Here is a 21,888-nt window from a genome sequence, read left to right as displayed (position 1 = left end):
ACTTCATACGTTCAGCGGGCTTTTTTGTAGGCGTCAGGTTTGCGGATCGACTTGATCAAGGACGCGGTTCACCGACAGTTCTGCGAGGGAAATCATCTGCTGAATACCCAGAAGATGATTACACGTCGGGCCACTCAGGGTGAACGCCAGCTCCGTGGCCATGATGTTGGCTGAGGCCAGCGTTTCACAGGCGTTAGCGAGTAATGTTTCGGAGTCGACTTCGGGGAGGACGGTGAAGATTGTGCTGGGATGATTGACGAGTTTGGGCGGGTTTGGCGTGGGTTTGAACATGGCGAAATCTCCTGAAGTAGTGGAGCCGCCACCGTTCGCTGCGAAACGAATGTTAGGTGGCAGCTGTACGCAGGTTCGCAGACCGGGACTTCAGGCACCCGGCATACCCGAAGGTATCCCGCGCACAGCCGCCATGACACAGACATAAAAAAACGCCCGTTTTCGGATGGTGGACGCTGTGCGTCTGAAGTTTAACCGGGCTGCGAAACCCGGTCGCTGATTTTTGCAGCGACAGCCTTAGGCTAGAGATCGCACGTCCGACGGACAATCTGAAAAACATGTGGGAAGGTTCTGAATTTTCGTCACACCGTTAAACAACTAAGCTTTTCAGATCGTCATTGCCAGCAGGCTGGCTCCCACATTTGGATCGAGTATCTCCAGTTCAGGGCTTGGTCGGCTGTCAGGCCGCCATCGCGAGCAGGCTCGCTCCCACAGAAAAGCAAAAGCAAAAACAGCCCGCGCCCCGCGTCGCCCTTCACCACTCAACAGGATGAGCGTTAGCTCGGCTGCAGCTCTTGATCTTGATCTGGAAGCCCGTCGGCAGGCTGAGTGGAGGGATTGATCCGGGGGGTGGGAGCGCAGCGACCGTTTGGCGAAGCCAAACACATCGAGAGGAGGTGCAGCGCAGCAAACCGGAGGCGATGCGCCCGGATCAATCCCGTAACGAAGGGACCCGAGCCACAGCGAGGGCCGAACGTCAGGGCAAAGCCTTTTGGGTTACCTTTTCGGCGTTTGGAAAAGGTGACTCGCTGTAAGAGCGAAACCACCAGCCGCAGCGCCCAAAGAAACGGATATACACCCAAAACCCAAGAGCATGGTCGGCCCAAAGGCCGCCAAGGCTCAACCCTCCCGACGCACCCGGAACCAGGCCGCATACAACGCCGGCAAAAACAAAAGCGTCAACGCCGTAGCCACAATCAACCCCCCCATTATCGCCACCGCCATCGGCCCAAAAAACACACTGCGCGACAAAGGAATCATCGCCAGAACCGCCGCCAAAGCCGTCAACACAATCGGCCGAAAGCGCCGCACCGTCGCCTCGATAATCGCCTGCCAAGGCCTGAGCCCAGAGGCAATATCCTGCTCAATCTGATCCACCAGAATCACCGAATTACGCATGATCATCCCGGACAGCGCGATCGTCCCCAACATCGCCACAAACCCGAACGGCTGCCGGAACACCATCAGAAACAGCACCACCCCGATCAACCCCAACGGCGCCGTCAAAAACACCATCGCCGTCCGCGAAAAACTGCGCAACTGCACCATCAGCAACGTCAGCACCACAACAATGAACATCGGCACCCCGGCATTCACCGACTTCTGCCCTCGCTCCGAATCCTCCACCGTCCCACCAACATCCAGCAGATACCCGTCCGGCAATTCAGCGCGAATCGAATCCAGCGTCGGCATGATCTGCTTCACCAGCGTCGCCGGCTGCTCCTTGCCATAAATGTCGGCACGCACCGTCACGTTCGGCAGCCGATTACGATGCCAGATGACGCCTTCCTCAAAGCCATATTCCAACGTGGCGACCTGCGACAGCGCCACACTGCGACCGTTATCCGTCGGCACCGCCAGACTCGGCAACAAAGACAATTCAGTACGTTCATGCACCGTGCCGCGAAGCAGGATCTCGATCAACTCGTTATCTTCGCGATACTGACTGACACTCGACCCGGTCAACGAACTCTGCAGGAATTTCGCCAGATTGGCAGTGCTCACCCCCAGTGCCCGGGCGCGATCCTGATCGATGTTCAAGTACACAACCTTGCTCGGCTCTTCCCAGTCCAGATGCACATTGACCACATGCGGATTCTCGCGAACCTTGGCCGCGACCTTGCGCGCCAGAGCGCGGACTTCTTCAATGTGCTCACCGGTAACGCGGAACTGCACCGGATAGCCAACCGGCGGGCCGTTTTCCAAACGCGTCACCCGCGAACGCAGCGCCGGGAACTGCTCGTTCAGCGTGGAGATCAACCAGGTGCGCAGCGTTTCACGCTCCTCGATGTTCTTCGCCAACACCACAAACTGGGCAAAGCTCGCCGCTGGTAACTGCTGATCCAGCGGCAGGTAGAAACGCGGCGAACCGGTGCCGACATACGCCACGTAGTTATCAATGCCGGCGTGATCCTTGAGCATCGCTTCCAGGCGTTTGACCTCACCGGTGGTGTTCGCCAGCGAAGCGCCTTCAGCCAGTTTCAGATCGACCATCAGCTCCAGCCGATTGGAGGCCGGGAAAAACTGCTGTGGCACGAAGCGGAACAGCATCACCGACGCGATAAACAGCCCCACGGTCAGCACGATTACGGTTTTGCGGTGAACCACACACCACTCCACCAAACGACGTACCCGCTGATAGAACGGTGTGGCATACGGGTCCGGCTGACCATCACCCGTGCCGTGTTTGGCCGCGTGAATTTTCGCCAGATCCGGCAGCAGTTTTTCCCCCAGATACGGCACGAACATCACCGCCGCCACCCATGAGGCGAGCAGCGCGATGGTCACCACCTGAAAGATCGAGCGGGTGTATTCGCCCGTGCCTGATTGTGCCGTGGCAATCGGCAGGAAACCGGCGGCAGTGATCAGCGTACCGGTGAGCATCGGGAACGCGGTACTGGTCCAGGCGTAGCTCGCGGCCTTGATGCGGTCGAAGCCCTGCTCCATTTTGATCGCCATCATTTCCACGGCGATGATCGCGTCGTCCACCAGCAACCCCAACGCAAGCACCAGCGCGCCGAGGGAAATTTTGTGCAGACCGATGCCGAAGTAATACATGCAGGCGAAGGTCATCGCCAGCACCAGCGGAATGCTCAGCGCCACCACCATGCCGGTGCGCACGCCGAGAGAAAAGAAGCTCACCAGCAACACAATCGCCAACGCTTCGACCAATACCTGGACGAACTCGCCCACGCCGGTTTTCACCGCTGCCGGTTGGTCAGAAACCTTGCGTAACTGCATGCCGGCCGGGAGGTTTTTCTGGAGGCGCGAGAATTCGCCTTCCAATGCCTTGCCGAGCACGAGAATGTCGCCGCCGTCCTTCATGGCTACTGCCAGACCGATCGCATCCTCGCCCATGAAGCGCATGCGCGGCGCCGGCGGATCGTTGAAACCGCGCCGCACATCGGCAACATCGGAGATGCGGAACGTACGATCGCCGACCCGGATCGGGAAGTTCTTTATCTCGTCGACCGTCTGAAAATTCCCCGAGACCCGTAACTGCAAACGCTCACTGCCGGTCTCAAAGAACCCTGCTGTAGACACCGCATTCTGTTCTTCCAACGCCTGCTGCACTGCCGCCAGCGGCAAGCCGAGGGTGGCGAGTTTAACGTTGGACAGCTCGACCCAGATCTTCTCGTCCTGCAACCCAAGCAGATCGACCTTGCCGACATCCTTGACCCGTTGCAGCTGGATCTGGATGCGGTCGGCATAATCCTTGAGCACGGCGTAGTCAAAACCGTCGCCGGTCAGCGCGTAGATATTGCCGAAAGTAGTGCCGAATTCATCGTTGAAAAACGGCCCCTGAATCCCCGGCGGCAGGGTCTGGCGGATGTCGCTGACCTTCTTGCGCACCTGATACCAGAGATCGGGGATCTGGTTGGAGTGCATCGAATCGCGGGCGATAAACGTGACCTGGGATTCGCCGGGACGAGAGAACGAAACGATGCGTTCGTACTCGCCGGTTTCCATCAGTTTCTTTTCGATGCGCTCGGTGACCTGACGCGAAACTTCCTCCGCCGTCGCGCCCGGCCAGCGGGTCTGGATCACCATGGCCTTGAAGGTAAACGGCGGGTCTTCGCTCTGGCCGAGTTTGGTGTAGGACAGCGCACCGACGATGGCCAGCAAAAGCATCAGGAACAATACGATCTGGCGATTACGCAGCGCCCATTCGGAAAGGTTGAAGCGCATCGGGACTTACTCCTTGTCCGCCAGATTGACTACACGATTGGAGCGATCCACCGGACGCACTTGCTGACCTTCGAGCAGCACATGCACGCCAGCGGCGACGACCCAATCACTGGCGTTCAAGCCTTCAAGCACCGGTACGGTTTTCTCGCCAAACGGGCCGACGCGCACGGGGGTCTTTTTCAGAGTGTTGTTGGCGTTGACGACCCAGACGTAAGTAGCGCCATTTTCCGCGGTCAGCGCCGAAAGCGGCACCGACAGCGACACGACATCGGCGGACTGCACGAACACCCGGGCGCTCTGGCCGAGCTCGGCCGGGACTTTGCCGCTGGCGAAGGAAATCCTTGCAGCGAAGGTACGGGATTTCGGATCGGCCGCCGGCGACAGCTCGCGAATCTGTCCGGCGAAGCGCTGGTTCTGCTGAGTCCAGAGTTCGACGGTCACCGGCTGACCCACCTTGAAGCGGCCGAAGCTCTGCTCCGGCAGGCTGATCAGCACTTCGCGTTCGCCATCGGTGGCGAGGGTGAACACGGTTTGTCCGGCGGCCACCACTTGCCCGACTTCCACCGAACGCTTGGCTACCACACCGTCCTGGGGCGCACGCAACACGGCGTAACTGGCCTGGTTGGTCGAGACGTTGAATTCGGCTTTGATCTGCTTGAGGCGTGCTTCGCCGGAGCGAAAGAGGTTTTCGGCATTGTCATAGGCCGAGCGACTGACCATCTGACGATCCATGAGGGTCTTGTAGCGGTCGCGCTCGGCACGCACCAGATTGAGATTGGCTTCGGCAGCGGCGACTTGCGCGCGAGTGGCTTCCAGTTGCAGGCGCACGTCTTGCGGATCGAGTTCGGCGAGTGGCTGATCAGCCTTCACCCGCTGGCCTTCATCGACCAGTCGTCGGCTGACTTTGCCGCCGATGCGGAACGCCAGATCAGGCTCATAACGCGCGCGAACTTCACCCGGATAACTTTCCATTGCCTGTGCCGAAGGCTCTGGCTGCACCACCATGGCCGGTCGTACGGTGACTTGCACCGCCGTTTCCTGGCCACACGCAGACAATAAAAAAGCCAGAGTGACTGGCAATGCAAATGGCCACGTGAGGTGCAGTGCATGGCGGAACATGATGACGGACCTTTCGCTAATGGTGCTTGGAATAATTATACTGGCCGGTATGTTATTAATAGCAAACTCACCAGTCCAGTAATAAAAGCGAAGAATGTCGAACAATCTTTCAGCTCCAAACGGCCCGGGCCGCCCCAAGGATCTGGCCAAGCGCCAAGCGATCCTCGATGCGGCGAAAATTCTGTTTCTGAGTCATGGCTATGCCAACACCAGCATGGACGCGGTGGCCGCTGAGGCTGGCGTGTCAAAGCTGACGGTCTACAGCCATTTCAACGACAAGGAGACACTGTTCTCCGCCGCCGTGGTGGCCAAATGCGAGGAACAATTACCGCCGCTGTTCTTCGAATTGACCGAAGGGATTGCCGTGGAAAATGTGTTGCTGAACATTGCCCGGGGCTTTCATCACCTGATCAACAGCGATGAATCGGTGAATCTGCACCGCCTGATCATGGCGTTGGGCAGCCAGGACCCGAAGCTGTCGCTGATCTTCTTCGAGGCAGGTCCGCAGCGCATGGTGCAGGGGATGGAGCGGCTGCTGACGCGCATCCACGAGAACGGGGTGCTGAGCATCGACCAACCACGCAATGCGGCCGAGCATTTCTTCTGCCTGATCAAGGGCGCGGGGAATTTTCGCTTGTTGTATGGCTGTGGCGAGCCGCTGACTGAAGAAGCGGCGCAGAGCCATGTGCAGGAAGTGGTGGGGTTGTTTATGCGGGCGTATCGGCCCTGATTCTGTAGTGTTTGGGCTGACATCATCGCGAGCAGGCTCGCTCCCACATTTGAAATGGATTTCAATGTGGGAGCGAGCCTGCTCGCGAATGAGGCAACTCGGTCTTACGGCTTGAGCGCTTTCTTCGGGTAAATATCGTATCGGCTGGACTTGCCATCCAGCGCATGACTCGGCTTCGGCCCCTCAATGCACGGCGCCTTGCGCGGCCGCTTGACCACCACACGGTGTGTCGCCAGCGCCAACGCCGCCTCAAGCAAGGCCGGCGCATCCGGATCATCGCCCACCAGCGGCCGAAACAGGCGCATTTCCTTCTTCACCAACGCGGTTTTCTCACGATGGGGAAACATCGGGTCGAGGTAGATCACCTGCGGCGGCTCACCTTCCCAGTTACGCATGACTTCGATGGAGTTGCCTTTGAGCAATTTCATCCGCGCCACGATCGGCGCCACGTCGAAATCTTCCCCCGCCCGCGCCAGACCATCCTCCAACAATGCGCCGATCAGTGGCTGACGCTCGATCAGGCTCATCTCGCAGCCCAGACTCGCCAGCACGAATGCATCCTTGCCCAACCCCGCCGTGGCATCCAGCACTCGCGGGCGCACGCCTTGAGCGATGCCGACAGCCTTGGCGATCATCTGCCCGCTGCCACCGCCGTATAAACGACGATGCGCCGCGCCACCCTCGACGAAGTCCACCCGCACCGGCCCCGGAGCGTCTGGCCCTAGCTGTTGCAGCTGCAAACCCTGCTCGCCGACCTGCAAGGCGAACTCGCCGTCGGCCACCTGCAGTGGCAGGCCCAGGCGTTCGGCCCACTGCTCGGCTTGCGCTTCAAACGTCGGGCCGAGGGCCTGGACATGGATGCGGCAGGCCGCGGGTTGCTCAATCATGAAAACACGCTCAAAAAAGTTAAGGATCGGCAAAAAGTGGCCGATAAACCAATCAACGCGCATTTTGCCAGAGCTGAGCGGCAACCGAAAAAAATGTCAGGCATTCTTCCCACATCGATTGGCTACATCTCGCCCCATGGCGACTTCAGCCGTCAAAACACTCAAGCACTGAGCGGCGTCAGTCACCTGTGGCAGGATTTCTTTGCCCAGGCGATGGCCGAACAGACGAGTGAAGTGGTGCCGGCGTGTGGCACGTTTCCCCCGGTTGACCTCAGCAGCACTGAAGAACCGACTATCGGCAGCGAGTTGCACGCACACATCATCGAGCAGCGTGAATGCAATGTCGTGGAAACCGAAGTGCGCCCACCAGAGCCACTGTTTCTGCCGATCGCCGAGTTCGAAACGGAGCTGCTGGACAAGCCGTTCCCACCGTTCCCGCCGGAAGAACTCAAGGCTCAGCAATCGCAGCAAGACTTCGACAGCAGCTGGGTTCGCCCGATCGTGATCAACAACGGTCAGCCGATTCCTGAGCCGGGCGCCGCGCCGCAGAAACGTCCGCTCTACCTGCCGATTGCCGAATTCGACCTGGATCTGCTGCAAAAGCCTTACCCGCCATTCCCGCCGGAAGAAATCGTCGAGCAGCAGAAAGCGCTGGACTTCGATAACGGTTGGGCACGTCCTATCGTTCTGCAGAACCTGCGCATCGCCGCCTGATCCTCAGCGACACACGCTCCAGCGCCCGACATCGACATGAAAGTGATTGCGATGGGCGGCGTTGTAATCCGGACTCAACACCACACTGAACGCCTCGCAGGCGCTATCGCGCACCCTGCGTAAAAACTGCGCGTCCTGATTTTGCTTGGGCCAATCCTTGAGCACGCTGATGCTGCGACCGTCCGCCAGACGAAACCCGGCGATGTCCAGCGCATCGGCACTGGCATGACGGCTGAGCGCGCCGCTTTCGCGGTTGTAGACATTGCGGCAAGCAAAGCTGCCAAGGTGATCAAGACGCGCGACCTGCTGACCGTAAACGGACTGCGCGGCGGGTTGCAGAGTGTGGCGTTCGAACATCGCGTAGGCGACCGCCAACGGGCAACTGGCGAGGAAGCTGCTGCTTAGCGCCACCTCACCGCCCTGTACGCGCAAGGCGCCAATCAACGGGCACTTGGCGTCAGGGCTGTCGGATTGCGGCGTGACGCGCAAAGCGGAGCTGCGCAGAGCCTGAGCGCAAAGTTCAGGATCGCCGCGCAGGCGCATCAGCTTGTAACCGGTCAGCCAGTTGGGCGTCGCTTTCACATCCAGCGGCGCCCACGGATTCCATTCGGAAGGTACGTCCAGCCAACCGCGCCAGACACTGATCAAAGCCCCGCCGATGATCAGCAATACGAGCAACGCAAACGAACGCCCCATGCTCAACCTTTGAAAAACTGGTTGGCCTTGGCGTACGGCATCGACTTCGAAGTGAAGCCGAAGGTGCCCGACTGCTGGATCTCTTCAGCGGCGCGGAAGAACTCGCCGTAAGCCGCCAATGCCAAAGCAGACCCGGTACTGATCCGGCGCACGCCCAGCTCTTCGAGTTGCTGCGCAGTCAGTTTCAGTCCCCCGGACATCAACACATTCACCGGTTTCGGCGCTACCGCGCGCACCACCGCCAGGACTTCTTCAGCACTGCGTAAACCCGGCGCATACAACACGTCGGCGCCGGCCTCGGCGAAGGCCTGCAAACGGCGGATGGTGTCGTCGATGTCGGGCTTACCGTGCAGATAGTTTTCCGCACGGGCAGTCAGGGTGAAGGGAAATGGCAGGGTACGCACAGCGGCGACGGCGGCTTCGATCCGCGCCACGGCGTGTTCGAAGCAATAGATCGGCGCGTCTGCACGGCCCGTGGCGTCCTCGATTGAACCGCCCACTGCGCCCGCCTCGGCCGCTCGCAGCAAACTGTTCGCGCATTCGGCCGGATCATCGGCAAAACCATTTTCCAGATCCACCGCCACCGGCAGATCCGTCGCCGCGACAATCGACCGGACATTGGCCAGGGTGTCGTCCAGGCTCAAGGCTCCGTCGGCTTTGCCTTGGGAGAACGCATAACCGGCGCTGGTGGTCGCCAATGCCTGATAGCCCAGACTGGCGAGCATCTTCGCGGAACCTGCATCCCACGGATTGGGGATAACGAAGATTCCCGGACGCTCATGCAGGGCTTTGAAGGCGTGGGCTTTACGGACTTGTTCTGTGCGGGCTTGGGCATCCATTGACAGGCTCCGGTGCAGGAAAACGAGTGCGCCTCAGAGCAAGCCAAGCTGCTCCGCGGCGGGTTCTCTGTATAGCTCAGGCAGAGATGGCAGGCCAGGCAAACGTTGCATCAGTTGTGCATGAAAACGTTGCGCCAGCTTCGCCGCCAACAGGTTGTCAGCGGTATGCAGGAAGATATACGGGGTGCGGCCCTCTTCGATCCACTCGGCGATTTTCGCTACCCATGGCACGAGGAACGAATCGTTGGCCTCAAGCTCGGGATGGCCAATGAAGCGCACTTGCGGGAACTGCGTGAACGCCGCCGGACGCGTCGGCACCCGAGGCTTTTTCGATTGCGCGTGAATCACCGAAGACTCGGTCGACAGACAGCTGAACAGCGCACGCGGGTCGAGACAGATGCGCTCGACACCTCGATCCAGCAACAACCGGTTGAGCAGCCGCTCGCTCTCACCCTTGGCAAAGAACTGTTCGTGGCGCACTTCCACCGCCAAGGGGCAGTCCAGCGCATCGATGAACGCCGCCAGTTCCGGCAACCGATGCGGCGTGAAGCTTTTCGACAGTTGCAGCCACAGCGGCGCGACACGCTCGCCGAGGGGTTTGAGTAACTGAAGGAAAGTTTCGGCGGCGGTCAGTTGCTCGCGCAAGTCACCGCTATGGCTGATGTCACCGGGGAACTTGGCAGTGAAGCGAAAATGCGCAGGCATGATCTCGGCCCAACGCTGCACGGTGGCAGGCGAAGGGCTGGCATAGAAGGTCGTGTTGCCTTCCACGGCGTTGAACACCTGGCAGTAGAGGCCGAGGAAGTCAGAAGTTTTGGCGTCTACCGGGTACAGATACTCGCGCCAGGCGTTTTCGCTCCAGGACGGGCAACCGAGGTAGTAAGGCAGAGCCATCAGATATACAGATCGAGGCCCAGCACGTCCGCATCCCAATCAACAAAACCGGCAGTGCTGAGGTAGCTGGCCAGCGCCATCGCCACACTCTTCTTCATCGCACGGTGGTAGATCATGTCTTGCTGACGGGCAGGCAGGTTGCTCAGGCGTTGTGCAGAGGCTTTGGCTGCGCGGGCAGCCAGTTGCTCTTCGGTCGGGAATTCCAGCTCGCCGTCGATATCGTCGACGGATTCATCCAGCGCGACATTGCCTTTGCGAGGCTTGCGCTTGATGGGGTAGGACTGAGAGGAAAGGCCGTCTATACGCATAAATTCATGCTCGGTATCGATGATGGCAATTTAGCGGCACTTGACCGACTTAGCAAACTGCCGAGTGATAACTAGAACACATAAAGCGCAAAAGGTTTAAAGCGGGGGGCTGGAAACTGACGATTGGCAGAGTCTGGAATAAGCCGCTGAGCAGGAGAGGCCTTTGTAGCGAGGGGATTTATCCCCGATTGATTGCGCAGCGCTCCTCTGCATTTTTCCAGTGAAACCGCACGATCAGGATTTACGGCTGCTGCGCAACCGGTCGGGGATAAATCCCCTCACCACAAAAAACCCTCCTGATAAAAAGTCAGCGGGCTTTGGGGGTGGCCACTTTGTCACGCAGGTAAACCGGCTGAGCATCATCGGCCGGGATCGACTCACCGCGTTCCCAGGCGAAGCGCGCCAAGGTCAGCAGGTCTTCGGCATGTGGCAGCATGCCGGCGTCGGAACCCGTCAGATTGACCGCGATGCGCTCGCCGTACCCCCAACCGGTGCCTGCACCGAACCAGTCGCCGCTGGCATCGGCCGGCAGCGCCGCGACTTCCGGTGGCAGCACCGCCTCGACACCGGCAAGACGCATCTCCCCCGCTGCCTCGCGGTAGCAGCCCCAATACACTTCATCCATCCGCGCATCGATGGCGGCTGCCACCTGGCTCACGCCATGCTCACGAAACGCACGCTGCGCCAACACGGCCAGGTTGGACACCGGCAACACCGGCCGATCCAGCGCGAACGCCAACCCCTGCACCACGCCGATGGCGATCCGCACGCCGGTAAACGCCCCCGGCCCGCGACCGAACGCGATGGCATCCACCGCTTGCAACGTGGTGCCGGCGTCAGCCAGCAGTTGCTGGATCATCGGCAGCAGCTTTTGCGCGTGCAGGCGCGGGATCACCTCGTAATGGCTCGTGACCTTGCCGTCATGCAGCAAGGCAACGGAGCAAGCTTCAGTCGCGGTGTCCAGGGCCAGCAAGGTGCTCATCGATGTTTCCAAAACAGGTGGGGGAAAAAGTGCGTCAGTATAAACAACTACGGCCCGCAAGCGGGCCGAGGATGATGCAGCGGATCAGACTTTTCAGCTCAGCGCTTCAAGCACCTTGGCGGTGATTGCTTCTACCGAACCAACGCCTTGGATATGGCTGCACTTCGGCTTGCCGTTGGCAGCCGAGAGCTTCTCGTAGAAAGCCACCAGCGGCTTGGTCTGCGAATGGTAGACCGACAGGCGATGACGCACGGTTTCTTCAGTGTCGTCTTTGCGCTGTACCAGTTCTTCACCGGTGATGTCATCTTTACCGGCCAGTTTCGGCGGGTTGTAGACGACGTGGTAAACGCGGCCGCTGGCTTCGTGAACACGGCGACCGGCGATACGCTGAACGATTTCTTCGTCGTCAACGGCGATCTCGACTACAGCGTCCAGTTCGACACCGGCAGTAACCAGCGCTTCAGCCTGCGGAATGGTGCGCGGGAAGCCGTCGAACAGGAAGCCGTTGGCGCAGTCAGATTGCGCGATACGATCCTTGACCAGCGCGATGATCAGGTCATCCGACACCAGGCCGCCGGCATCCATGATGCTCTTGGCTTGAACGCCCAGCGGAGTGCCGGCCTTGACCGCTGCACGCAGCATGTCGCCGGTGGAGATTTGTGGAATGCCGAATTTTTCGGTGATGAACTTAGCCTGAGTACCTTTACCGGCCCCGGGAGCTCCCAGCAGAATGACGCGCATTAGATGTGCTCCTCAATTTTTTTATAAAAAGCTTTTACAAAACAAAGGATTCGCCACTTTGGACGAATCCTGAAAAATACGGGTCGTGGCCGCAGAAACGGCCAAAGGCTGATCAAGATACACAGCAGGCTGCGCCCACACAAGACGCCCAAAGTCGGAGAAACCCGCGCTAGCGGCGACCTTGCGACGCGGTGCACCAAGTCGCAACCCCATCATTAACTGTCGCCTGCCCACACTTTTCCCCGTCTGGCCGAGCAGCACCCGACACTCACGCCGGATGCCACACACCGCGCAGAAAACTTTAGCCGGTATTGCGCAAACCGGCGGCAATCCCCGCCACAGACACCAGCAGCGCCTGCTCCACCGGGCTGCCCTGCTCGACATTCTGCTGCCGCGAGCGGGCCAACAGTTCCGCCTGCAATAGATGAAGCGGGTCGAGGTAGGTATTGCGCAGGCGAATGAATTCCAGGGTGTCCGGACTATGTGCCAGCAGTTGCGACTGACCGGTCAAGCCGAGTACCACCGAGCACGCCTGCGACAATAGGTCGCGTAAGTGCGCGCCCAACGGCAGCAGGTCTGGTTCGACCAAACGCTCGTCGTAAGACAAAGCGATGTCAGCGTCAGCTTTGGCCAGGACCATTTCCAGCATGTCGATGCGCGTGCGGAAGAACGGCCATTGCTCGCGCATCTGCCCCAGCAACTCGCCTTCGCCACGCTCCAGCGCCTTGCTCAACGCCGATTCCCAACCAAGCCAGGCCGGCAGCATCAACCGGGTTTGCGTCCAGCCGAAAATCCACGGGATCGCCCGCAGGCTTTCGATGCCGCCGGCACGGCGCTTGGCCGGGCGGCTGCCCAATGGCAAACGGCCCAACTCCTGCTCCGGCGTTGATTGGCGGAAATACTCGACGAATTGCGGGTTTTCTCGCACCACTTGGCGGTAAGCGCTGACACCGTCAGCGGCCAATTCGTCCATCAGATGACGCCACTCCGGCGTCGGTGGCGGTGGTGGCAATAACGTCGCCTCAAGCACAGCGGCGAGGTACAGATTGAGGTTTTGCTCGGCGATGTCCGGCAGGCCGAATTTGAAACGAATCATTTCCCCTTGCTCGGTAGTACGGAAGCGTCCCGCCACCGAGCCCGGTGGTTGCGACAGAATCGCCGCGTGAGCCGGGCCGCCGCCACGGCCCACGGTGCCACCGCGACCATGGAACAACAGCAGTTCGACTTGCTGCTCGCGACAGATTTCCACCAGCCGTTCCTGCGCGCGGTATTGCGCCCAGGCTGCCGCCGTGGTGCCAGCGTCCTTGGCCGAGTCGGAGTAGCCAATCATCACTTCCTGCGGGCCTTGCAGCCGCGCGCGGTAACCCGGCAACAGCAACAGTCGCTCGATCACCGGCCCGGCGTTGTCGAGGTCGGCGAGGGTTTCGAACAGCGGCACCACGCGCATCGGTCGCAACACACCGCACTCTTTAAGCAGCAGTTGCACCGCGAGCACGTCGGAAGCGGCGCCCGCCATGGAGATCACGTAGGACCCCAGCGATGCGCCTGGGGCTGCGGCGATTTCCTTGCAGGTGTTGAGCACTTCGGCGGTGTCGGCGGATGGCTTGAAATGCGCCGGCAACAACGGGCGACGATTAGCCAGTTCGCGGGTCAGGAAAGCGATTCGCGCATCCTCATCCCAGTCTTCATAGCGACCGAGGCCCAGGTAATCGGTGATTTCCGTCATCGCCGCGCTGTGCCGCGAAGAATCCTGGCGCACATCAAGGCGCACCAGGAACAGGCCGAATGTCACTGCCCGACGCAAGCAATCGAGCAACGGACCATCAGCGATCACGCCCATGCCGCATTCGTGCAGCGAGTTGAAGCACAGCTCCAACGGATCGAGCAGATCGCGATTGTTGATGAGTACATCGGCAGGGGCTGGCGTGCTGGCCGTGAGGGAGGCATGCGCCCAATTGCGCGTAGCGCGCAGGCGTTCGCGCAATTGCTTGAGCACCGCACGATAAGGTTCGGCGCTGTCGCCGGCCTTGGCTTTGAGCGCGTCGCTGGCCTGTTGCATCGACAATTCAGCAGCCAGATGATCAACATCGCGCAGGTACAAATCGGCAGCCATCCAGCGCGCCAGCAGCAGGACTTCGCGAGTCACTGCCGCAGTCACGTTGGGGTTGCCGTCACGGTCGCCGCCCATCCATGAGGCGAAGCGAATCGGCGCGGCTTCCAGCGGCAGACGCAGACCAGTCGCGGCGTGTAGCGCCTGATCGGCCTTGCGCATGTGATTGGGAATTGCCTGCCAAAGCGAATGTTCGATCACCGCGAAACCCCACTTGGCTTCATCGACCGGAGTTGGCCGGGTGCGGCGGATTTCTTCGGTGTGCCAGGCTTCGGCGATCAGGCGTTGCAGGGTGCTCTGGATCTGTTCGCGCTCGGCGCTGGTCAGGTCGCGATGATCTTGCGCCGCGAGTTGCGCAGCGATGGCGTCGTACTTCTGGATCAGCGTGCGGCGTGCCACTTCGGTCGGATGCGCGGTCAGTACCAGTTCGATTTCCAGCCGCGCCAGTTGCCGCGCCAGCGACTCGGCGCTGTGGCCCTCGTTGCGCAGGCGCGCCAGCAGTTCCGGCAACACGCGGGATTCGAACGGCGCGGGCTGCGACGCCTCGCGACGATGGATCAACTGATACTGCTCGGCGATGTTCGCCAGGTTGAGAAACTGGTTGAACGCCCGCGCCACCGGAAGCAATTCGTCTTCACTCAATTGATTGAGGCTGGCGCTCAGTTCGGCGTCCATCGAGCCACGGCGGTCGGCCTTGGCGCCCTTGCGGATTTGCTCGATCTTGTCGAGAAACCCTTCGCCGTACTGGTCTCGAATGGTGTTGCCCAACAGCTCTCCGAGCAGGTGAACATCCTCGCGCAAGCGTGCATCAATATCGGTCATCAGCGGTTCTCCAGCGTTCATCCGGGCGGCTTAGAAACGAGTGCATGACCTAGAGAGTGCCGCTCTACGGCGCTTCTTACAAGCAGGCGACGAAGGGACTTTAAACCTTGTGGGCGAAAGCTAGTCTCAACAGTAAGCCGTACAACGGCTTGCCGCCGGCTACGCCGGACACTCACCCAGGCCTGCCACCCGCAGGCGCGAAATGAGGTCATCATGAAAATCCGTGAACTCGCCCAGCATTGGGAAGAAAACGCCAAAGGTCGCCTGACCGACACCGGCTACACGATTCATCTGGACGTCGAGGCCGCCGCGCGCCTGGCGGCGATTGCCGAGATGTACCCCAAGCGGCAAACCGAAGAACTGCTCGGCGAACTGATCGGTGCCGCGCTTGAAGAGTTCGAAGCGAGCCTGCCGTATGTGAAAGGCTCGACCGTGGTGGCCACGGATGAGGAAGGTGATCCGTTGTATGAAGACGTCGGGCCGACACCGCGTTTTCTTGCGCTGTCGCGGCGGCATTTGCATGATTTGTCGTCTGCTGAAGGCAAGCAGAAACACTGAATGAGTACGGAAAAACCTGTGGGAGCGGGCTTGCCCGCGATGGCGCCAGTTCAGTCACAGATGTGTTGAATTTGACGGCCTCATCGCGGGTAAGCCCGCTCCCACGGGGACTGTACTTTTCCTCCAGAACTACGTCGTATTCCCCCGCGCGTACCACTCCAATCCGCCAAAGTTCCCGTCCCAGAGCCTTGTCCATTCGGTCAAAGTTTTTTTTGGCGATAGGCCATCTTTTCTGAACTTTTGAAAAACGCCGCCGGTCGGAACCTGTAACCACGCCTGGAACGAGCGTTTCAAAAACGCGCTTTCATACGACGCTTACGGCTCCTCGACCAGGATGGATTTAGTTGTTTTCAGGAGATGCCTAATGGAGTTGAAGACCATGAAAAACCAAACCTCGTTTACCCACCTGCGCGGTCTGAAACTGGCCGCCCTGGCAATCGGCACCAGCTTCGTACTGGCCGGTTGCGCTGGTAATCCACCGACCGAGCAGTACGCCGTGACCCAGTCTGCGGTCAACAGCGCGGTCAGCGCCGGCGGTACCGAGTTCGCTGCCGTTGAGATGAAGCAAGCGCAGGACAAGCTGAAAGAAGCCGAAATCGCCATGCACGACAAGAAGTATGACGATGCCCGTCGCCTGTCCGAGCAAGCCGAATGGGACGCTCGTGTAGCGGAACGCAAGGCTCAAGCCGCCAAGGCCGAACTGGCTGTGAAGGATTCCCAGAAAGGTGTTCAGGAACTGCGTCAGGAAAGTCAGCGCCCAGTGCAATAAGCGCGCATCCCGACCGCAAAGCTGAAACTCTTATCGATTGAAAGGACGACAAATTATGCGTAAGCAACTGATGATCCCCGCTCTTCTGGCCGCAAGCGTTGCCCTGGCTGCCTGCTCCACCCCGCCTAACCCGAACCTGGAACAGGCGCGTACCAACTACGCCGGCCTGCAAGCCAACCCGCAGGCGAGCAAAGTAGCAGCGCTGGAAACCAAAGACGCCAGCGATTACCTGGACAAGGCCGACAAGGCTTACCTGGACAAGCAAGACGCAGCCAAGGTTGACCAACTGGCTTACCTGACCAACCAGCGTGTGGAAGTGGCCAAGCAGACCATCGCCTTGCGTACCGCTGAAAACAACCTGAAGAACGCCGCCGCCCAACGTGCCCAGGCGCGTCTGGATGCTCGCGACCAGCAGATCAAACAGCTGCAAGACAGCCTGAATGCCAAGCAAACCGATCGCGGTACGCTGGTGACTTTCGGTGACGTGTTGTTCGCTACCAATAAGGCTGACCTGAAATCCAGCGGTCTGGTAAACATCAACAAACTGGCGCAATTCCTTCAGGAAAACCCTGATCGCAAAGTGATCGTCGAAGGCTATACCGACAGCACTGGCGCAACGAACTACAACCAGTCGCTGTCCGAGCGTCGTGCGACGTCGGTACAGGTAGCACTGATCAAAATGGGCGTAGATCCTTCGCGCATCGTGGTTCAGGGTTACGGCAAGGAATACCCGGTTGCCGATAACGGCAGCGTCTCGGGCCGTGCGATGAACCGTCGTGTGGAAGTGACCATTTCCAACGACAACCAGCCTGTGATGCCACGTTCGGCTGTCAGCTCGAACTAAGCTGTAGGCAGTAACGCAAAAGCCCCGCCTGAGTGATCAGGCGGGGCTTTTTAAGATCAAAAGATCGCAGCCTTCAGCAGTTCCTGCATTGGAATACGTTCCCTGTGGGAGCTGCCGAAGGCTGCGATCTTTTTGCTTTTAAGGTTCCAGTTTCTGCGGCGTCTCTTCGCCCATGCACCGCACAGCCTTCTTCTGTGCGTTGATCAACACACCGGTCAATCCCTTCTGCTCGGTATCAAACAACACCAGCACCCCATCAATGCACTGCGCCACTTGCGGGGCCGGATTCAGCGAGATCTTGTAATCCTCACCCGGCACGGTCTTGAGCATGGTGAATTCGTTGAGCAGCAACGCATCCTCGGGTTTGGCGAAGTGCAGGTAGCCGTAGTACCACAGCGCCCCGACGGTGCCGAGGATGCTGCAGATACCGGTGATGATCAGCGGGATGGCGTTACGTTCTTCACTCATTGCGGACTCTCATCTTCAGAATTCGGGGGTTGCGGGTAATTCGGGATTTCGCCGAGGCGGCGCAGGCCGTTGAAATGCTCGGGATCGTCGAGATAGCGCAGCATGACCTGACGCCACACCGGATCGCCGAAGGTCTGCACATGGCCGCCTCGGGTCAGTTGCAAGACGCGCGGCGGTGGCGCAGCTTGATACAGACGGATGCCGTTGGACATGGGTACCAGCGGGTCGTCGATGCTGTGGAAAATCAGTTTCGGCACGCCTTTGAGCTGCGGCATCGAATTGATCGCGCTGTCGCCATCCGGCACCAGCCACGACAGCGGCACCTGGAAGGGCCAGGTCAGCCACGACGTGCTGAGGGCATATTGGCCGACGCTGCGGTAACTGGCGGGCACACCGTCGAGCACCAAGGCTTTGAGTTGTTTCTGCCGCTGCGGATGCTGCGCCAGCCAATGCACGGCCATCGAACCACCGAGGCTCTGACCGAGCACGATCAGCGGCTTGCCTTTGACTTCGGGCGCCTTGTCCAGCCAGGCGAATGCGGCGTCGATGTCCTGATAGATCGCCGGCAGGCTCGGTTCGCCCTCGGACAGGCCATAACCGCGATAGTCCACCAGCAACACTTGATAGCCGTTTTTCGGCAGCCACCAACTCCCGCCCAGGTGCATCGGCAGGTTGCCACCGTTGCCGTGCAGGTGCAGAACCGTGCCTTTGACCTCCACACCCGGTTTGGCCGGGAGCCACCAGGCGTTGAGCTTCAATCCGTCCGCCGTTATCAGCGTGACGGTGCGGTATTCGAGCTTGGCTTTTTCCGGGGTGAAGACCTGGCCCGGCTCGGGGTAGAACAACAGCGAACTGCAACCACCGAGGCTCAGAAGCAGGCAGAAGATGCCGAGGATTCTCATCCGGTGAAACCTCGCAAAAGATTCGGGTTGGAACACAGATCAAACCTGTAGGAGATTTTCGCTCGCCTAGAGGATGTTGGAATAATCCGCTTCGATCCGATCCAGGCTCAAATGGTTGAGGAAGTTGGAGAAGCACATCCACGCCGACAACGCGTTCAAGTCGCGAAACTGGTCTGGCAGATATTTGGGCGGCACCACCAATCCTTCATCCACCAACTGGCGCAGCGTTCTCATGTCCTCCAGCGTGGTCTTGCCACAGAACAACAGCGGGATCTGCTCAAGCTTGCCTTTACGCACGGCCAACTGAATGTAGTTGTAAACCATGATGAAGCCCTTGAGGTAGGACAAGTCTTTGGTGAATGGCAGACCAGTCGGCGTCGATCCACGGAAAACCCGACTGGCGTTGCCATAGCTTTCCGCCATTTCAAAGCCCTGCTCGCGGAAAAACTCGAACACCTGCAGGAAGTCCGCGCCCTCCTCGACCATGTGAATGGCGCGGGTGCGGTTGGTCAGTTTGCGCAGACGACTCGGATAGGAGGCAAACGTGATGATTTCCATGAGGATCGCCAGACCTTCCTGGGTCACCGTCGACGAGGGCGGGCCCTTGGACAGGAAGGTGCAGATTGGCTGGTTCAAACCGTTCAGCGTGGTGCCTACGTGTACCAAACCTTCATGGACTTCCAGAGCACGCACGTCGCGGTCGTTGAACATCGCATCGGTGCGGATCTTGATGTAATCGGCGCCCGCCGCCGCGTCGGCGACGATGCCGTCGGACTCGAAGACGCGGATGGTTTCCTCGGCCTCGCCAAACACCTTGTTCAGCCGCGTTTGCAGCAGGTGCACGGCGTCCTTGGCGGTGAGGATTTTCGGCTCGTCCTTCAGGTCGCCACGGCCATCGATGTTGTTCAGATAGTCGGACATCATCAGGCCGAGGTCAGCCAGGGTCGGGTCACCCGCGTGAAAAGCATCGGAAGCGGCGCCGTAAAGCTCTTGGGAAATCAGGCCGAAATCCTCGGTGCCGCGCGCTTCAAGCATGCGCACCACCATGCGGTATTCCTTGCACATGCGCCGCATGATCTGGCCGACCGGGTTGAACTGGCCGAGCTGACGAGTGATGTCGCGCTCGATGTTCTGAAACTCCAGTTTGACCTTGCTCGAATCGAATGACAGCGGCCGGTTGAGGTAGTAGTCGCGGTCTACCGCCGGCATTTCCTTGCCCTTGGCCTTGAGGAAGCCCTTGCGCACGTTCTCGTCCCACTTGACCGCATCAAGCACGCGGATCGGCGTCTGCGCCAGCACAATGCGATCGGACAATATGCGTATCGACTGCTGGTAATCGTCCACCCGAAACTCCTGTAGAAAATCTGACGTACTGAATTATTTGGCGCTGTTCTGGCGCTGATAGCGCACCGCTTCGACGAAGACATCGGAATTGGCCGGATCGTCGAGGTAAGCAAAGACCTTGTCGAGGTTGCTGTCGACCTGCACGCCGTCGCCATCGTCGGTCTGGAAGGCCTGACCGTCGAGGGCTTTATGCTGGATCGCTTGATTGATCTGTTCGAGATCGAGGTTGTACACCACCAGTTCGCGTTTGTCGGTGAGTTCGAACCCGGCAATGGTGTAGTGGCCGCCGAACCGCCCCGGCACTTTCGCCGACAGATACCAGCGACTGCCATGGTGCGAGACGGTAAAGGGGTAAGCCTCACGCTCGCGGGGTTTGGCCTTGAAGTAGGTGACAGCCTGATAGCGGTCGTTGCCGACGCGAGTCAGCTCAAGGCTCATCGGCTCGCCCCAGGCATTGATGCCCGACCATTTGCCGAGCAGGCCTTTGGGCGCAGGGTCACTGGCAGGAGGCGGCTCCTTGAAAGTCACCAGACAGCCACTGAGCAGCAGGAACGACAGGGCGATCAGCACGCCACGCCAGGCTTTCATTCAATACTCCCTATGAACCCACCATTGCGTTACACCGACGCCAGCACCAAATGCATATACCGCGTCAGAATGCCGAGCATCTCCTCTTCGGCCAAAGGCTCGGCGTCGTTGAGCAGGCCCTGATATTCCATCCGTCCGATAATCGCCGTCAACACCTTGGCATCCTGCTGCGGTTCACGCGAGCCCAGGACCTGAAACAACTGGCAGGTGCCCTGCAGCAAAATCTGCTGATGGGAGCGCACCAGAATCGCCAGTCGCGGGTTGAGCAGCGCTTCCTGACGGAAGGCCTGCTCTGCCATCAAGTGCTCGCGACGGTTGACCAGTTGCCGATGCACGTAGTCAGCCATCAGCCGGGCTATATCGTCGGCCAGTTGCGAGCGCGATTCCGGGCTGCCGTCGCCACTGACCACCATCTCGCGCAACAGGCCTTCATTGTTGATCCACAGCTTGGCCATGTACGCGGCGCTGCGTTCAACATGTTGGGCGAAGGTATCGGTGAGCAGGTCATCGATGTCCTTGAAGTAATACGTGGTGGCCGACAGCGGCACACCGGCCTCCGCAGCTACTGCACGGTGACGTACAGCGCGCACGCCGTCACGCACGACAATACGCATCGCGGCGTCGAGAATGTCCTGGCGACGCTGTTCGCTTCCCTGTCGGCTGGCCTTGCGGCCCTGGTACTGAACACTTTCAGCGACCGCAGTGGCGATACCCGCTGCACCTTCTTGAGCGATTGCAACCATCACGACAGGACTTCCTCTGCTATTTCAAAATTAACCAATTGATACATTTGTACCAGACGGGCAATAAAAAGCCGCCTGTTTTAGGCGGCTTTTTAACTGAAACGATTACGCTTGCGGTCGCATGTGCGGGAACAGGATCACATCGCGGATCGACGGCGAGTTGGTCAGCAACATCACCAGGCGGTCGATGCCGATCCCTTCACCGGCCGTTGGCGGCATGCCGTACTCCAGCGCGCGAACGAAGTCGGCGTCGTAGTGCATGGCTTCATCGTCGCCGGCGTCCTTGTCGGCCACCTGCGCCATGAAGCGCTCGGCCTGGTCTTCCGCGTCGTTCAACTCGGAGTAGGCGTTGGCGATTTCGCGGCCGCCGATGAACAGCTCGAAACGGTCGGTGACGTTCGGGTTGTCATCGTTACGACGGGCCAATGGCGACACTTCGAACGGGTACTGGGTAATGAAGTGCGGCTGTTCCAGCTTGTGCTCGACCAGTTCTTCGAAAATCATCACCTGCAGCTTGCCCAGACCTTCGAATCCCAGCACCTAGGCCCCAGCCTTCTTGTCGATGGCGCGCGCCTTGTCGATGTCGTTCAGGTCATCGGCCGACAGCTCAGGGTTGTACTTGAGGATCGA

The 21,888-nt window shown here is 59.7% G+C and carries 21 protein-coding genes and 1 pseudogene; 5 read left to right on the top strand and 17 right to left on the bottom strand.

Annotated features, from left to right (window positions below; genetic code table 11):
• Nucleotides 1-33: 33 nt before the first annotated feature.
• From ACIOVB_RS19945 to ACIOVB_RS19935, 3 genes are all read right to left on the bottom strand, one after another.
• Nucleotides 34-291: a DUF6124 family protein gene (locus ACIOVB_RS19945; protein WP_401270633.1), complete on the bottom strand. Its 258-nt coding sequence runs from the start codon at nucleotides 289-291 to the stop codon at nucleotides 34-36.
• Between the two features lie 840 nt (nucleotides 292-1,131).
• Nucleotides 1,132-4,200 carry an efflux RND transporter permease subunit gene (locus ACIOVB_RS19940; RefSeq protein WP_401270630.1) on the bottom strand — a complete coding sequence of 1,023 codons (3,069 nt, stop codon included), beginning with the start codon at nucleotides 4,198-4,200 and terminating at the stop codon, nucleotides 1,132-1,134.
• A 6-nt stretch (nucleotides 4,201-4,206) separates the two neighbouring features.
• Nucleotides 4,207-5,319, bottom strand: a complete 1,113-nt coding sequence (locus ACIOVB_RS19935) for an efflux RND transporter periplasmic adaptor subunit (RefSeq protein ID WP_401270628.1) — start codon at nucleotides 5,317-5,319, stop codon at nucleotides 4,207-4,209.
• Between the two features lie 94 nt (nucleotides 5,320-5,413).
• On the opposite strand from ACIOVB_RS19935, the gene ACIOVB_RS19930 reads away from it, so the two are divergent.
• Nucleotides 5,414-6,049 carry a TetR/AcrR family transcriptional regulator gene (locus ACIOVB_RS19930; protein ID WP_401270625.1) on the top strand — a complete coding sequence of 212 codons (636 nt, stop codon included), beginning with the start codon at nucleotides 5,414-5,416 and terminating at the stop codon, nucleotides 6,047-6,049.
• 104 nt (nucleotides 6,050-6,153) lie between these two features.
• Here ACIOVB_RS19930 and ACIOVB_RS19925 read toward each other — a convergent pair whose 3' ends face one another.
• Complete coding sequence (locus ACIOVB_RS19925) at nucleotides 6,154-6,936, bottom strand: class I SAM-dependent methyltransferase (RefSeq protein WP_222944280.1); 783 nt, start codon at nucleotides 6,934-6,936, stop codon at nucleotides 6,154-6,156.
• A 93-nt stretch (nucleotides 6,937-7,029) separates the two neighbouring features.
• On the opposite strand from ACIOVB_RS19925, the gene ACIOVB_RS19920 reads away from it, so the two are divergent.
• Entirely contained in the window at nucleotides 7,030-7,650 is a 621-nt protein-coding gene (locus ACIOVB_RS19920; RefSeq protein ID WP_305443882.1) for an energy transducer TonB, read from the top strand.
• Nucleotides 7,651-7,653: 3 nt separating this feature from the next.
• Here the strand turns inward: ACIOVB_RS19920 and ACIOVB_RS19915 are convergent, their stop codons facing one another.
• The 7 genes from ACIOVB_RS19915 to ppc form a co-directional block, all read right to left on the bottom strand.
• The gene (locus ACIOVB_RS19915; protein ID WP_401270623.1) at nucleotides 7,654-8,346 is read right to left on the bottom strand and encodes an extensin family protein; all 693 of its coding nucleotides are present in this window, start codon (nucleotides 8,344-8,346) and stop codon (nucleotides 7,654-7,656) included.
• Between the two features lie 2 nt (nucleotides 8,347-8,348).
• A complete protein-coding gene (locus ACIOVB_RS19910) occupies nucleotides 8,349-9,185 on the bottom strand; it encodes an oxaloacetate decarboxylase (protein ID WP_401270621.1) in 837 nt (278 codons plus the stop codon).
• Between the two features lie 33 nt (nucleotides 9,186-9,218).
• A complete protein-coding gene (locus ACIOVB_RS19905; protein ID WP_187680872.1) occupies nucleotides 9,219-10,079 on the bottom strand; it encodes a DUF72 domain-containing protein in 861 nt (286 codons plus the stop codon).
• Nucleotides 10,079-10,387, bottom strand: a complete 309-nt coding sequence (locus ACIOVB_RS19900; RefSeq protein WP_007908889.1) for a hypothetical protein — start codon at nucleotides 10,385-10,387, stop codon at nucleotides 10,079-10,081. Before ACIOVB_RS19900 ends, ACIOVB_RS19905 begins: the two co-directional genes overlap by 1 nt.
• A gap of 307 nt (nucleotides 10,388-10,694) precedes the next feature.
• A complete protein-coding gene (gene tsaB, locus ACIOVB_RS19895) occupies nucleotides 10,695-11,369 on the bottom strand; it encodes a tRNA (adenosine(37)-N6)-threonylcarbamoyltransferase complex dimerization subunit type 1 TsaB (protein WP_401270617.1) in 675 nt (224 codons plus the stop codon).
• 93 nt (nucleotides 11,370-11,462) lie between these two features.
• A complete protein-coding gene (adk, locus tag ACIOVB_RS19890) occupies nucleotides 11,463-12,110 on the bottom strand; it encodes an adenylate kinase (RefSeq protein WP_401270615.1) in 648 nt (215 codons plus the stop codon).
• A gap of 301 nt (nucleotides 12,111-12,411) precedes the next feature.
• Nucleotides 12,412-15,042, bottom strand: coding sequence for a phosphoenolpyruvate carboxylase (gene ppc, locus ACIOVB_RS19885; RefSeq protein WP_401270612.1), 2,631 nt, complete (start codon nucleotides 15,040-15,042; stop codon nucleotides 12,412-12,414).
• A 213-nt stretch (nucleotides 15,043-15,255) separates the two neighbouring features.
• Here ppc and ACIOVB_RS19880 point away from each other — a divergent pair, with 213 nt between their 5' ends.
• The 3 genes from ACIOVB_RS19880 to ACIOVB_RS19870 all read left to right on the top strand — a co-directional run bounded on the left by ACIOVB_RS19880 (nucleotide 15,256) and on the right by ACIOVB_RS19870 (nucleotide 17,213).
• Nucleotides 15,256-15,600, top strand: coding sequence for a pilin assembly protein (locus ACIOVB_RS19880; RefSeq protein WP_401270610.1), 345 nt, complete (start codon nucleotides 15,256-15,258; stop codon nucleotides 15,598-15,600).
• A gap of 364 nt (nucleotides 15,601-15,964) precedes the next feature.
• Nucleotides 15,965-16,369, top strand: coding sequence for a DUF4398 domain-containing protein (locus tag ACIOVB_RS19875; RefSeq protein ID WP_187680877.1), 405 nt, complete (start codon nucleotides 15,965-15,967; stop codon nucleotides 16,367-16,369).
• Nucleotides 16,370-16,424: 55 nt separating this feature from the next.
• Entirely contained in the window at nucleotides 16,425-17,213 is a 789-nt protein-coding gene (locus ACIOVB_RS19870) for an OmpA family protein (RefSeq protein ID WP_187680878.1), read from the top strand.
• A 138-nt stretch (nucleotides 17,214-17,351) separates the two neighbouring features.
• Here the strand turns inward: ACIOVB_RS19870 and ACIOVB_RS19865 are convergent, their stop codons facing one another.
• The 6 genes and pseudogenes from ACIOVB_RS19865 to ACIOVB_RS19840 form a co-directional block, all read right to left on the bottom strand.
• On the bottom strand, nucleotides 17,352-17,681 hold the full coding sequence (locus tag ACIOVB_RS19865) for a hypothetical protein (protein WP_401270606.1): 330 nt from the start codon (nucleotides 17,679-17,681) through the stop codon (nucleotides 17,352-17,354).
• Entirely contained in the window at nucleotides 17,678-18,583 is a 906-nt protein-coding gene (locus ACIOVB_RS19860; protein WP_401270603.1) for an alpha/beta hydrolase, read from the bottom strand. Before ACIOVB_RS19860 ends, ACIOVB_RS19865 begins: the two co-directional genes overlap by 4 nt.
• 66 nt (nucleotides 18,584-18,649) lie before the next feature.
• Nucleotides 18,650-19,927, bottom strand: coding sequence for a flavohemoglobin expression-modulating QEGLA motif protein (locus ACIOVB_RS19855; RefSeq protein ID WP_187680881.1), 1,278 nt, complete (start codon nucleotides 19,925-19,927; stop codon nucleotides 18,650-18,652).
• A gap of 33 nt (nucleotides 19,928-19,960) precedes the next feature.
• A complete protein-coding gene (locus ACIOVB_RS19850; protein WP_401270600.1) occupies nucleotides 19,961-20,515 on the bottom strand; it encodes a hypothetical protein in 555 nt (184 codons plus the stop codon).
• A gap of 29 nt (nucleotides 20,516-20,544) precedes the next feature.
• Complete coding sequence (locus ACIOVB_RS19845; protein ID WP_187680886.1) at nucleotides 20,545-21,258, bottom strand: TetR/AcrR family transcriptional regulator; 714 nt, start codon at nucleotides 21,256-21,258, stop codon at nucleotides 20,545-20,547.
• Nucleotides 21,259-21,363: 105 nt separating this feature from the next.
• A pseudogene (locus ACIOVB_RS19840) lies at nucleotides 21,364-21,888 on the bottom strand (amino acid--tRNA ligase-related protein); the annotation flags it as partial.

This window comes from Pseudomonas sp. NPDC087639 (assembly GCF_044743385.1).
Classification (GTDB): domain Bacteria; phylum Pseudomonadota; class Gammaproteobacteria; order Pseudomonadales; family Pseudomonadaceae; genus Aquipseudomonas.
This window is presented reverse-complemented; position numbering and strand designations above follow the sequence as displayed.